Source organism: Rothia sp. 88186D007BW (assembly GCF_053544215.1).
In genome coordinates, this window is the sequence record NZ_JBPPTR010000002.1 from 1 (window position 1) to 13,043 (window position 13,043).

The following is a 13,043-nucleotide window of genomic DNA, read 5'->3' on the forward strand; positions in this document are numbered from 1 at the left end:
GCTCATATTTTTGCCGCGGGTGGGGCCGTTGTCTAGTTGGTGGGTGTGGGGTGCGTGTCTACTTTTGAATAAGCCTCCTTACCTGCACCTATAAGTGCGGTAACGCCTGCTTGGGCGCATGTAGCAACACCTCAAATAATGAGTATTTTGGTGATGTCACCCGCCGCTCAGCCTTGCGCGCAGGTGGCCTCTTCACCCTGGCTGTGGGCGTCACTGCCTGCTCCCCCAATACCACTGGGGCGACCGGGGCAAGCGGTTCAGCTACCACTTCTGCTGCTGCTTCTCCTTCGCTGACCGAGATTCTTAACAGTGCCGGCCTGCAGTTCACCCCCGTTGAGCCCAACACTGAGGACGCCGTGGTTGTGCCCGCAGGGTACACCTCCAATGTGCTGATCCGCTGGGGTGACCCTATCTTTGCAGATGCACCCGAGTTCGACGTCAATAAGCAGACTGCCGCCGCCCAGGAACGCCAGTTTGGTTTCAACAACGACTTCGCTGGTCTCTTTGAGCACCCCACCGACAGTAACCGCCTGGTTTATGTCTGCTCCCACGAGTACACCACCGAACCGCAGATGCACCCCCACTACGATGCCGAGAACCCCAGCGAGGAGCAGGTCAATATTGGTCTGGCAGCTCACGGTCAGACCATCCTAGAGGTAGAGAAGGTCGCTAACTCTGGTGATCTCAAAGCCCTGGTAGGGGCTCCCTTGAACCGTCGTATCACCGGCACCACTCCCTTCACTTTCACTGGCCCAGCGGCAGGGTCTGACCTGCTCAAAACCACGGAAGACCCCGAAGGTACCACCGTGCTAGGTACCCTCAACAACTGTTCTGGTGGCGTCACCCCCTGGGGTACTTACCTCTCTGGTGAAGAAAATGTGGACCAGTACTTCGCCCACCTTGAAGCTTTGGAAGGCCGCCAGTTAGAGGCGACTAAGCGCATGGGCATCAAGGAAGGAGCCACCGAGCGCCAGTGGGAGAAGTTCCACCCCCGTTTTGACTTGAGCGTGGAACCTAACGAGGTCAACCGCTTCGGCTACATTGTCGAAATTGACCCTTTCGACCCTAACTCCACCCCCGTTAAGCACACTGCCCTAGGCCGTTTCAAGCATGAGGCTGGCAACGTGCACATCACCGATGACGGCACCGTGGTCTGCTACTCCGGTGATGACGAACGCTTCGAGTACCTTTACAAGTTCGTCTCAAGCCGCAAGGTCAAAGAAGGCGACACTGCCCACAACATGACTATCCTGGACGCAGGTACTCTCTATGTGGCGTCCTTGCAGGGTAACTCCCCCGCCGCCGAAATTGATGGGGAAGGTACCCTCCCCAAGGATGGCGCCTTTGACGGCACCGGCACCTGGCACCCCCTGGTCACTGTGGAAGAGGACGGCAGCGCCACCTCCCATGTTGAGGGTTTCACCCCTGAGGAGGTCTGCGTCTACACCCGCCTAGCAGCAGATACTGTGGGGGCAACGAAGATGGACCGCCCTGAGGACTTCCAGACCAACCCGGTCACTGGCCTCACCTATGTGGCGCTGACTAACAATAAGTACCGCGGGGCCACCGGCGATAACGCCGCCAAGTCAAAGGAAGAGCCCACCGAGTACGCCCCCATCCGTGAGAACAAGAACGGTATGCTCATGGAGCTAGATGACGACCATGCCGGCACTAGCTTCACCTGGAACGTTCTGCTGGTTTGTGGCGACCCGGCTGAGGCTTACTCCTATTTTGGTGGCTTCGATAAGTCCAAGGTTTCCCCTATCTCCTGCCCCGATAACCTGGCGTTTGATTCCCACGGTAACTTGTGGATTTCTACTGATGGCAATGCCCTGGGCACTCACGATGGTCTCTACGGTGTGGAAACTCAGGGTGAGAACCGTGGCCAGGTTAAGTGCTTCCTGACTGTGCCGGTTGATGCTGAGACGTGTGGCCCTATCGTGACTGATGAGCGAGTTATGGTCAATGTTCAGCACCCTGGTGAGGGTGATGACGCCACTGTTGAGAACACCACTTCTTCGTGGCCTGATGGCCCTGGTACCGTGCCCCGCCCGGCTGCCGTGGTTGTTTGGCGTGAGGACGGCGGCAAGATCGGTATCGAGGCCTAGCATAGTCTAGCGAGGTATCTTTCTTACAGGCGGGGGTTCTTCATTCCTTCTTCATAGATTGGTTCTTCCTGCACTGTCGCCCACAGTCGTTTCGAGTAATCATTATTTCCTTGCACGAAATCCACCCAATCAACAAGTAGACGCAAAATGTGCAAGGGTGATTCAGTAGGAGCGCCTTCATAAGGAAATAGGGAGTTACCTTTCCACGGTGAGAGCGCAACCGTCCTAGTCAAACGTCTGCCCCAGAGCCGATTGTGATGAGCAGATAGGTTACGGAAGAAGTTCACGTTACCCACCGCACGGCGCAATTCAGGGGCGCTTCTAAACCCTAGGTCTTTCATCAACCGCTCAATCTGATTGGTATTTTTCCAGGTACTTACCATCTTTGAAAGATCGCCCAGGGAAAGAGCTTCTACCATTGCCCACAGTGGGACGTCTTGCTCTCTTTGCTGAAAATGCCTGAGGTATAGCTCCTCGCGACCTAAGGTTTCTTGGATACTGTGCAGGAGAGAATCTCGTGTGCGTACAAGACCTGTGTGCTTACGGGCCCACTCTTTACTGCCCATGCCCTGAGGTGGGTTGTTGCTCGGCCGTGAGGGCTCGTAAGCCTTTTTCTTAAGATAATAGGTAGGGCCTTCAACACCGCCATCAGCAAGACGGTAGGCTACCCGAGTCCTAATAATTGGTTCGAGAACTTGCACCCCTTGAAAGATGAGTAAACGAATCTGACTATCTATTCGGTAGACAGCCAGAAGTTGCTCCAAAGTCGTGCCTTGGCGAAATGTATCGGGTAATGCCGTATCAATGAGTTGTTTGAAGTAGCCGCTGAACCTGTAGTAGTTCTGTGTAGCTAAAAATCCCTCCAGTTGTTTACGCTCATCTGGTGTGAGGTCTAACCCGCGTTGTTCAAATTTAGAGACCTGGTCTTCAAGGCTGAGCCAGGGTTTGCCGTTCGTTAGCGTGCGGGGAGGAAGATCGGAGGGTAGAGCCATGCTCTCATTTTATATAAATACCCCGTAGCACACGCGATTGACGAATCAAATCCACCTTTATACAAGGCCATGCGCTACGGGGATGAATGTTGTTTCTATTGTATCTTGTTTTCTTATTTCCTGCATTGTAATACGCCTCAAGCACATGCCACTTCACAGAAAGTAAAGGCGCCGGACGCACCCCGCACAAGCGGGAGCGTCCGGCGCCTTTGGTCTAGGCTAGTGCGCCTAGCTACAGGGCCTTATTTGCCGGAGGTGCCAGCAGAGCCGAGCTGCTGGGCAGCTTCGACAATGCGAGCGGCCATGCCAGCTTCGGCGGCGGCGCCCCAGACGCGGGGGTCGTAGGTCTTCTTGTTGCCGACTTCGCCGTCTACCTTGAGCACTCCGTCGTAGTTGCGGAACATGTGGTCGGCGACGGGGCGGGTGAAGGCGTACTGGGTGTCAGTGTCGATGTTCATCTTGATGACGCCGTAAGAGACGGCATCGGCGATTTCTTGTTCGGTGGAGCCTGATCCGCCGTGGAAGACCAGGTAGAAGGGCTTGTCGCCCTTGCCGTACTTGGCGCCAACTTCGGTCTGGATTTCTTTGAGCAGTTCGGGGCGCAGGTGCACGTTGCCGGGCTTGTAGACACCGTGGACGTTGCCGAAGGTTAGGGCTGCCATGTAGGTGCCTTTTTCGCCGAGGCCGATGGCTTCAACGGTTTTGATGGCGTCTTCAACGGTGGTGTAGAGAGAGTCGTCGATAGCGCCTTCAACGCCGTCTTCTTCACCGCCGACAGCACCGATTTCAACTTCCAGTACCTGCTTGGCTTTAGAGGTGCGCTCAATGAGTTCTTGGGCGATTTTGAGGTTTTCTTCCAGGGAGATGGCGGAGCCGTCCCACATGTGGGAGTTGAAGATGGGGTCTTCGCCGCGGGCTACGGCTTTCTCTGATTCTTCCAGGAGGGGCAGGACGAAGCCTTCGAGCTTGTCTTTGGGGCAGTGGTCGGTGTGGAGGGCGATGTTGACGTCGTATTGTTTGGCGACTTCGCGGGCGTAGGCGGCGAAGGCGAGGGAGCCAACGACCATGTCTTTTTTGCTGGCGCCTGACCAGTAGGCGGCGCCGCCGGTGGAGGCCTGGATGATGCCGTCTGAGCCTGCTTCTGCGAAGCCGCGGATAGCTGCGTTGAGGGTCTGTGAGGAGGTGACGTTTACTGCGGGGTATGCGAAGCCCTTGGTGCGGGCGTTTTCGAGCATTTCTGCGTAGACGTCTGGGGTTGCGATAGGCATGCTGATTCCTTGGTTGTCGGTGGGCCCACCCGGTTGGTGGCCTGGTGGGGGTTGGCGCTGCGCCGGGTGCGTGTTAGGACGTGGTGGGGCGAGCGCCTGCCTGTTGTTTAGTCTATCAAGGGGCTGGGTGTGAGGGGGTAGGTATCCCACATTAATTTCTCACATAATCCCACATGAAACCATGGTGTTGGCGGGATTTTTAAAGACTCTCACCCCGGTTTCTCGTATTGACCGGGGTGAGATGTTTGGTTTTCTATGGGTTTAGGTGAGGGTTACTTTCTCGCACTTAGAGGGCGAAAATCCACATGGCCAGGGTCATGGTTGCCGCAACGATAGCTACGATGCAGAAGATGTTGAGCCAGAGGCCACCTTTGACCATTTGCCCGATGGTCACATACCCCGAGCCGTAGGCGATGGCGTTGGGCGGGGTTGCTACCGGCAGCATGAAGGCGCAGGTTGCGGCCAGGGCGACGGGGATAGCGAGCAGCATGGGATCATAGCCCATGCCCATGGCGATACCACCGGCGACAGGCAGGAAGGTTGCTGCGGTGGCGGTGTTACTGGTGAGTTCGGTGAGGAAGATGACGCCGGTGGTCACCAGAAGCACGATCGCCAGCAGGGGCAGGGTGCCCAGGGCGCCGATGGAGTCGCCGATCCATTGGGTCAAACCGGAGCTAGTGAACTGGCCGGAGAGGGCCAGGCCGCCACCGAAGAGGAGCAGGACGCCCCAGGGTAGCTTGGTTGCGGTGTCCCAGTCGATGAGGCGCACGCCTTTCTTGGCGGCACCACCGGCGGGCAGGGCGAAGAGAAGTAGGCCGACGGTGACGGCGATACCGGCGTCGGTCATAGGGGGTGATTCGGCCCAGATGACGGGCACGAAGATCCAGGCCAGGGCTGCGGCGATGAAGATGATGAGTACGCGCAGCTCACCTGAGCTCATGGCACCTAGTTTGGCGTATTCGTTGGCGATGAGCTTCTTACCGCCGGGGATTTCTTTAATTTCGGGCTTGAAGAGCACTTTGGTAAGCAGGAACCAGCAGAAGATGAGTACGACTACGGAGAGGGGCACACCGACGATCATCCACTGGCCGAAACCGATGTGTACGCCGTGGGTATCTGCCATGTAGCCAGCTAGTAGGGTGTTGGGCGGGGTGCCAATGAGGGTGCCCAGGGAGCCGATGGAGGCGGCGTAGGCGATACCGAGCATGAGGGCGGTTCCGAAGTTGGACTTAGTGACTACGTCTTTGACGGAGCTGTCGGTGGGGGCGGCGCCGTCCTTGATGTCTAGGTCGGGGTTGTCGCTGGCTTGGGCGATGAGCATGAGCACGGAGACGCCGATGGGGATCATCATGACGGCGGTGGCGGTGTTGGAGACCCACATGGAGAGGAAGCCGGTGGCGAGCATGAAGCCTGCGACCATCATGGAGGGTTTGGTGCCCATGACTTTGAGGGTCAGGAGGGCGATGCGGCGGTGGAGGTTCCAGCGTTGCATGGCTAGGGCTAATAGGAAGCCGCCCATGAAGAGGAAGATGATGTTGTTGCCGTAGCTGGCGCCGATGTCGTTGATTTTTACGTCGTCGTTGAAGACGGGAAAAATGACGAGCGGCAGTAGGGCGGTGGCGGGGATGGGGAGGGCTTCGGTCATCCACCAGGCGCCCATGAGGACGGCGGTGGCTGCGGTGAGGCGGGCAGCTTCGGGGGCCTCATTGGGCATGATGAAGTAGATGAGGAGGGCTGCTAGTAGGCCGCCGAAGAAACCTAGAAGGCGTTTTGTGCGTTCGCCTGGTTCTACTTCTGGTGCTTGGGAGCCGCTAGAGCGGTGAATTTGGTCTATCGACTGGGTGGGTGCTGCACTGTATTTTTGCAGGTGGTCACCGGTGATGTGGGGCTTGTTCATCTCAACCTCACTCCATTGTGTGCTGATGCCGCAGTTTTTTGTTCTCGGGGAGAAACAGTAGGCCTGGGCGGTGTATGTGTACAGGAATGTCTTTACTGTACCTGATAGGCACTTTTATGAAGCAAGCTGACCGGGTGTGTTACTTTCGCGGATTTCGCGGCGGCGGTCGGCGATGGTAAAGGCAAGACCGAGGGAGAGAGTCAGGACAATAGCGCTAAAGGAGGCGATGAGTCCAATGTTCCAGTGGGCGTCAGCTTCTACCAGGCCGTAGAGGATGGAGGGAATGATGGCGGTGCCAATAGCGGTGCCCATGCGCTGACCCAGGGAGAGCACACCGCCAGCCACGCCACTAATAGCTACGGGTACGGACGCCAGGGTTAGGGTCTGGTTGGGTGAGATGACCAGGCCACCGCCTGCACCGAGCAGGATCAGGGGCACAGCTAGGGCCCAGACTGGTAGTTGGCCTTGTTCTACGGGGGTGACGGTGAGCATGGTGGCCAGGGTTGAGGTGAGGGAGAGCCCAAAGCCCAGCATGACTATGCGGCGGCCCCTGGCCAGGACGCGGCGTCCTGCCCAGGGAGATGCGAAGGCAGAGAGCAGGGATGAGGGAATGGTAATCAGGGCGGCCATGAGCGCGCTTTGGCCCAGGTGGTTTTGTAGGTAGATGGGGATAACTAGCCAGACGCTGGTGTTGCCCAGGAAGTAGAGGGTCACAATCATGATGCCGTTGCGGAAGGCTGGTTGAGTGACCATGTCCATATCCAGCATGGGTGGGCGCCCGGCCCTCTTATAGCGGTTTTCCCAGGCGACGAAGAAGGCGATTAGGGCCAGACCCAGGGGCAGGCAGGCCCAGATGAGTAGGTTGCCGCTGCGTTCTACGAAGGGGAAGAGCAGGGCAAAAATTGCGAGGGCTAGGGCTGTCATGCCGATAGGGTCTAGATCCAAGTGGGCGCGCCGGTGGCCGGGTGCGAGCGCGGTGTCATTGGGCACCCAGAGCCGGGCTAGGAGCAGCCCGGTGATGCCGATAGGCACGTTGACGAGGAACATCATGCGCCAGCCGAGGGCGTCGCCGAAGATTTGGATGAGGAAGCCTCCGAGTACCGGGCCGACGATAACAGCTAGTGCTACTACTGTGCCGAACATGCCGTAGGCGCGGGCGCGGGCTTGGCCGGTGAAGTTGGCTTGGATGATGCCGGTGGTTTGGGGGTTGAAGAATCCTGCGCCGAGGCCTTGGAGGACGCGGGCGGCGATGAGGATTTCGATGGTGGGGGCCAGGGCGCTGATAAGGGAGCCTAGGGTGAAGAGGGATACGCCGATTATGAACATGCGGCGGCGGCCGGTGGCGTCCCCTATGCGTCCGGAGGCTACGAGGGGTACGCCAAAGGCTAGAGCGTAGCCGGAGACGACCCATTGGGCTTGGCTGGAGCTTGCGTCGAGGGAGTGTCTTATGGGGGTGAGGGCGACGTTAACTACGGAGATGGCCATGAGGGCCATGAAGAGTGGGGTTAGTAGTGCTATGAGGAGTTTGCGGGGGCTGCTACTGGCTGGGAGGTGGGGTTCTGGTGGGCCCGGGTTAGGTTTGTTGTGGGGGTGTGGCCTGGTGTTCATGCTGCTTGTTTCTGTGTTTTCTTGGGGGCTTATGTAGCTAGTCTAGACCTGGTGCTACATGAATAAAATACTTCTGGTAGAAAGTTTTTGCAGAAATGCAAAGGCCCACGAGAGTCGCGCAAAGCCCACACTTTTCGTAGACCCTGAGCGACTTTCATGGACACTTAGCAGCAGCGGACGCCAGCCGGCGCCACTAGCTGACCTGCTGGCCGAACTCGTGGCGGCGGATCCAGGCGTGCATGGCAATACCAGCGGCAGTTGCAGCGTTCATAGACCGGGTAGAGCCGTACTGCTCAATAGAGAGAGTCGCCTCAGCGGCGGCATGAATTTCCTCCGACAAGCCAGGGCCCTCCTGCCCAAAGACCAGCACGCAGTCCTTGGGCAGGTCATAGGTTTCTAGCTGTTTGGAGTCAGGGAAAATATCGATACCGATAATGGCTAGCCCCTCTGCCCGCGCCCAGGTGACAAAGTCCTCAACGGTGGGGTGGTGGCGCACATGCTGGTAGCGGTCGGTAACCATGGCCCCGCGCCGGTTCCAGCGTTTCTTACCGATAATGTGCACTTCTTGAGCCAAAAAGGCGTTAGCGGTGCGCACTACGGTGCCGATATTGAGGTCGTGCTGCCAGTTTTCGATAGCCACATGGAAGGAGTGGCGGCGGGTGTCCAGGTCGGCGATGATGGCGTCCATACTCCAGTAACGGTAGTGATCCAGGACGTTGCGGCGGTCGCCCTCACGCAAAAGCTCAGGGTCCCAGTGGTCACCTTCTGGCCATTCGCCCTCCCAGGGGCCAACACCAACTTCCCGCTCGGGTTCGGTTATTTCTTGGTCTGCCACTTAGTCCAGGCCCAGGTCACTCTTGGAGTAGGCGTAAAGGCAGGGCACACCGGCAACCTCTTCAATGTGCTCCTTAGCGCCAGTAGCACGGTCAACAATAACGGCAACAGCGACCACCTCAGCACCTGCCTTGCGCAGGGCCTCAACGGCGGTGAGGGCAGAACCACCGGTGGTGGAGGTGTCTTCAACGGCTACGACGCGGCGTCCTTCAACTGAGGGGCCTTCAACCTGACGGCCCATACCGTAAGACTTCTGGGCCTTGCGGACAACAAAGGTGTCAATGGCGCGGTCCTGGTCGCCTGCGGTGCGCATAATGGCGTGGCCAACCGGGTCAGCGCCCATGGTCAGGCCACCAGCGGCATCAAATTCGATACCAGCAGAGTCAATCAAATCAAGCATGACCTGACCCACCAGGCGGGAGGCCTCATGGTGCAGGGTAATACGGCGCAGATCAACGTAGTAATCGGCTTCTTTACCGGAGGCCAAGGTTACCTTGCCGCGCACAACGGCCAGTTCGGAGATGAGCTCACGCAGACGTTCGCGGGCTTCTTCAATGGGGAGTTTAGCAGAGAGGTTAGTCATGCTTTTAGTCTAGTAGACCAAGAGATATTTACCCTGCGAAAAGTGCAAGTGCCTGCCACTTTTCACAGGGTACCTTCACTTTTTAGGGGGTGGCGGCCCTGAGCTTAGTGACCATCTCCTCATACTCGGCTACCGGGTCGGAGTCAGCCACAATAGCCCCACCAGCGGCCAGGGTGAGCAGGCCATCATGGTGGGCTACCAGCGTCCTAATCACAATAGAGAGGGCAGCCGAACCGTCCGCACCCAAATAGCCCAGGGCCCCCGAATAGATTCCGCGTGCCCGGCCCTCCAGCCGGTCAATAATAGCCATCGTGGCAGCCTTGGGGGCGCCGGTCATGGACCCACCAGGGAAGCAAGCTCCCACCGCGTCCAAGGCGGTGACGCCTGGGCGTAGCTGGGCGGTGATAGTTGAGACGAGCTGGTGCACCGTCGAATAGGTTTCTACGCCCATGAGCACCGGCACGCGCACACTCTCAGGGTAAGAAACCATGGAGAGGTCATTGCGGAGTAAGTCCACAATCATCAGGTTCTCTGCCCGGGTTTTAGAGTCAGAGGCTAACCAGTTAGCTGCCTGCTGATCCTGCTCGGCACTAGCTGCCCGGGCCACCGTGCCCTTAATAGGTTTGGCCTCAGCCTGGCCACTAGCAGAGATAGTAAGGAACTTCTCTGGGGAAGAGGAAAGCACCGTAAAATCATCGCACCGCAAGAAAGCCGCGTAGGGGGCGGCATTTACTGCGCGCTGACGCCGGTAAAGGCCCAAGAGCTCTTCAGCACTGAGCGGGGTAGGTAAGCGCAGGGACGTTTCGGCGGTCAGGCAGATTTCGTAGCTGTTGCCCTCAAAAATTTCGCGCTGGCACTGGCGCACCTGGCTGAGGTAGTGCTCCCTATCTGGCAAGGGAAAATCAGGGAGGTCAGGTACTTTCACCTCTTTTTCCTGGGGCAGGTGCCCTGCTACAGCTGCCTCTTGCAGCTGGCGGGCGGTCGCTTCAACCCAGGGCTCAGGGCCTACCAGCCAGGAACGGCCTGTACCGTGCTCATACATCAGGTAGTGGCTAGCAGGCATCCAGAGGGCATCGGGGGTGCGTGCCAGCCGCTGCGGGTGCGTCTGATGAAAGGCTGTCACCTCTAAATCAGCATGGGCCTCATAGCCCATAAATCCCACATAGCCACCGAGCAGGACGTCGGCCGGTGGGGCGTCCTTACCCTCAGCTGCCGCAGGGTGCGGGGCGGCCTCTAAAAAGTTGGGCAGCGCCTGCCAGATAGATCCCGGCAGGGTGCGAGTGGGACGCCCTTGAGCATCCACAAGGTCCACCTGGCCGGGCCGCTCATAGCGCAACACTCCCCCACACAAGGGCGCACCTATATAGGAGAAACGAGACATGGGCGACTCAGCGCGGGCAGAATCAAGCCAAAAACCATAGGGGCAGCAACCAGCAATCACAGAGAAAGCTAGGGCTGGGTCGCAATCAAATTCTAAAGCTCTACAGACAGAGGAAGTCACTTACCTTATTCTATCGGCCACCGAGTTCAGTAAATATTTCACTATTACTGTACCCAGAACACTCCTTATGATGAGATGGGTTGACATTGGCCCACATATTCAGAGTAGAGTAGCCCTTTGACACACTTCTGTGAGCAAGGACGCTTACCTACCAATAAAGTGTGCAACGTTTTTAAAAGGAGAGATATGAGCAACTACGCTCTCACCAACACCAACACCGGCGAAGTAGAGCAGACCTTCGAGTCACTGCCTGCTAGCGAGATTCCTGCCGTTATCGAAACCGGCCACCAGGCCTTCCTCAAGTGGAAGGACAGCAGCATGGAAGAACGTATCTCCGTTCTCACCTCCGCTGCCAAGCTCTTTGAAGAGCGCAAGGAAGAACTGGCAGAAATCATCGGCCGCGAAATGGGTAAGCCCCGTGGTGAGGCTCTGGGCGAAATCCAGCTCGTCGTGGACATCTTCAACTGGTACGCCACCGAAGGCCCCAAGCACCTTGAAGACACCCCCCTGGATGCCAAGGGTGCAGAGGTCAACCTTGTTCGCCACGAACCCCTCGGTGTTCTGCTCGGTGTTATGCCCTGGAACTTCCCCTACTACCAGCTGGCCCGCTTTGCAGCACCCAACCTGCTGGTCGGTAACACCATGCTCATGAAGCAGGCCTCCATCTGCCCCGTCTCCTCAGCCGCCTTTGAAAAGCTGCTCATCGACGCTGGCCTGCCCGAAGGTGCCTACCAGAACCTCTACCTGGACACCAGCGACATCGAACTGGTCCTCAAGGACTTCCGCGTCAAGGGTGTCTCCCTGACCGGTTCAGAGCGCGCAGGTTCCTCCGTTGCTGAACTGGCCGGTAAGCACCTCAAGAAGTCCATGATGGAACTGGGCGGCAACGACCCCGCCATCGTCCTTGCAGATGTTGAAAGCGTCAGCAAAGTTGCTCAGACCCTGGCCAACATCCGCTTCCTCAACGCCGGTCAGGTCTGTGTCTCACCCAAGCGCGTCATCGTTGTAGAAGACATCTACGACGAATTCGTCGCAGCAGCTAAGACCGCCGTTGAAAACGTCAAGGTCGGCGACGCAGACGCCCCCGACACCCAGATGGGCCCCCTCTCCTCAGAAGCAGCACGCGATGAAGCAGTAGCACGCATCGAGAAGGCTGTAGCAGAAGGCGCAACCCTGCACGCTGGCGGTAAGAAGCTCGACCGCCCCGGCTGGTTCATGAGCCCCGCCCTGCTCACCGACGTCGACTTCGACGCCGACCTCTCCTGCAACGAACTCTTCGGCCCCGCCCTGGTTGTCTACAAGGTTAAGGACGAAGCAGCAGCCATCAAGTTCGCTAACGCCAGCGAATACGGCCTGCAGGCCTCCGTCTGGACCTCCGATCTGGAGCACGGCCTGGAGGTTGCTGACCAGATCGTTACCGGTATGACCCTGGTCAACGAGCACCTGGTTACCCAGGCTGACCTGCCCTTCGGTGGTATCAACAAGTCAGGCTACGGCCGTGAACTCACTCAGTGGGGTCTGCTTGAATTCACCAACGAGAAGCTCGTTCGCGGACGCAAGATGAAGTAACAGGTTCTGAGCCTTATCAGAACTCACAACGAGGCGCCGGGTTTACCTTCACAGGTAAACCCGGCGCCTCGCCTCATATGGGGCTTATACCGGTAGGAAGAACCTCAACCCAGCCGGTACAGGCAGGTTAGCGCACCTGCGGAATCTGGCCGGTCTCAGAAACCATGGGCTTCTCAGCGTCCTGCCAGGCTCCCATACCCCCGATGACGTTGATAGCGTCAAAACCGTACTGGGTGAGGTAGGCAGTGGCGCGCAAAGAGCGGCCACCGGCCCGGCAGATAATATAGACATCCTCATCAAGGGGGACTTCACCATAACGCTCAGGGACCTCATCGAGGGGAATATGCTGGGCACCCTCAATATGCCCCTCTACCCATTCATAGTCCTCACGCACATCAAGAATCTTGGCGCCTGCAGGGACCTCATCAACGGTCACCTGACGCAGCTCATCATTCATTACTTGTCACCTTCCGTAAGAATCTGTTGAAACTCACTCTACAAGAGGCCCGGCCCTAAAATCTAAGGGCTGAGACAATCTATGCGGTTTCCATACAGCTCAGCTATTACTGGGTCTTACGGTTGTTTTCCGTGTATGAGAGATAACCGCAACTCAGCAAAATAAGAAAAACTTTCATGCCCTAATGGACAAATGTCTTCTTGAGGAGAACAATGTTAGGTAGTTA

The 13,043-nt window shown here is 57.7% G+C and carries 10 protein-coding genes; 2 read left to right on the forward strand and 8 right to left on the reverse strand.

Annotated elements, in window-relative coordinates; genetic code table 11:
* Nucleotides 1–110 precede the first annotated feature (110 nt).
* The gene (locus tag ACEE09_RS01250; protein ID WP_449081349.1) at nt 111–2,108 is read left to right on the forward strand and encodes a PhoX family protein; all 1,998 of its coding nucleotides are present in this window, start codon (nt 111–113) and stop codon (nt 2,106–2,108) included.
* A 23-nt stretch (nt 2,109–2,131) separates the two neighbouring features.
* Here ACEE09_RS01250 and ACEE09_RS01255 read toward each other — a convergent pair whose 3' ends face one another.
* The 7 genes from ACEE09_RS01255 to ACEE09_RS01285 all read right to left on the reverse strand — a co-directional run bounded on the left by ACEE09_RS01255 (nt 2,132) and on the right by ACEE09_RS01285 (nt 10,791).
* Nucleotides 2,132–3,100: an Abi family protein gene (locus ACEE09_RS01255; RefSeq protein WP_449081350.1), complete on the reverse strand. Its 969-nt coding sequence runs from the start codon at nt 3,098–3,100 to the stop codon at nt 2,132–2,134.
* Nucleotides 3,101–3,342: 242 nt separating this feature from the next.
* Complete coding sequence (fbaA, locus tag ACEE09_RS01260) at nt 3,343–4,368, reverse strand: class II fructose-bisphosphate aldolase (RefSeq protein ID WP_449081352.1); 1,026 nt, start codon at nt 4,366–4,368, stop codon at nt 3,343–3,345.
* Nucleotides 4,369–4,654: 286 nt separating this feature from the next.
* Entirely contained in the window at nt 4,655–6,265 is a 1,611-nt protein-coding gene (locus ACEE09_RS01265) for an SLC13 family permease (protein WP_449081354.1), read from the reverse strand.
* 114 nt (nt 6,266–6,379) lie between these two features.
* Nucleotides 6,380–7,873, reverse strand: coding sequence for an MFS transporter (locus tag ACEE09_RS01270; RefSeq protein ID WP_449081356.1), 1,494 nt, complete (start codon nt 7,871–7,873; stop codon nt 6,380–6,382).
* 193 nt (nt 7,874–8,066) lie between these two features.
* Nucleotides 8,067–8,708, reverse strand: coding sequence for a TrmH family RNA methyltransferase (locus ACEE09_RS01275; protein WP_449081358.1), 642 nt, complete (start codon nt 8,706–8,708; stop codon nt 8,067–8,069).
* Nucleotides 8,709–9,290 carry an orotate phosphoribosyltransferase gene (gene pyrE / locus ACEE09_RS01280; protein WP_449081360.1) on the reverse strand — a complete coding sequence of 194 codons (582 nt, stop codon included), beginning with the start codon at nt 9,288–9,290 and terminating at the stop codon, nt 8,709–8,711.
* A gap of 82 nt (nt 9,291–9,372) precedes the next feature.
* A complete protein-coding gene (locus ACEE09_RS01285; protein WP_449081362.1) occupies nt 9,373–10,791 on the reverse strand; it encodes an anthranilate synthase component I family protein in 1,419 nt (472 codons plus the stop codon).
* A gap of 186 nt (nt 10,792–10,977) precedes the next feature.
* On the opposite strand from ACEE09_RS01285, the gene ACEE09_RS01290 reads away from it, so the two are divergent.
* On the forward strand, nt 10,978–12,360 hold the full coding sequence (locus ACEE09_RS01290) for an NAD-dependent succinate-semialdehyde dehydrogenase (protein WP_449081364.1): 1,383 nt from the start codon (nt 10,978–10,980) through the stop codon (nt 12,358–12,360).
* A 127-nt stretch (nt 12,361–12,487) separates the two neighbouring features.
* Here the strand turns inward: ACEE09_RS01290 and ACEE09_RS01295 are convergent, their stop codons facing one another.
* The gene (locus ACEE09_RS01295; protein WP_449081366.1) at nt 12,488–12,817 is read right to left on the reverse strand and encodes a rhodanese-like domain-containing protein; all 330 of its coding nucleotides are present in this window, start codon (nt 12,815–12,817) and stop codon (nt 12,488–12,490) included.
* Nucleotides 12,818–13,043 lie beyond the last annotated feature (226 nt).